The 291-nt window shown below is 51.9% G+C and carries 1 pseudogene; it reads right to left on the bottom strand.

What is annotated here, in order from left to right:
* Positions 1–291 (bottom strand): annotated as a pseudogene (locus tag J4G32_RS20915) (carboxy terminal-processing peptidase); the annotation flags it as partial.

The following is a 291-nucleotide window of genomic DNA, read 5'->3' on the forward strand; positions in this document are numbered from 1 at the left end:
CTGTCATCGCCAGTGAGAACACATCTTCGCTGTTGGTCTGCGCCAGACGGCGAATCGCAAATTTGTAGCGGCGCGTCAGCGTTTCCCGAATTTCCGCATCGGTTTTACCGGTCAGCTTCAGGCTGAGTTCGTCAAATTTAACCTTACCGTCCCACAGCGCATTAAGCTCTGCTTCGCTCTTCGGCCACGGCGCTTTGCTTCGGTCGAGGTTAAACGTGTCGTTACCGGTAAAATCCATTGGACGTGCCAGTACGCTTAATGCGTACTGATAACGTTCAAATCGGCGTTTTT

Origin of the sequence: Microvirga antarctica, assembly GCF_017921815.1 — a bacterium.
GTDB lineage: Bacteria > Pseudomonadota > Alphaproteobacteria > Rhizobiales > Beijerinckiaceae > Microvirga > Microvirga antarctica.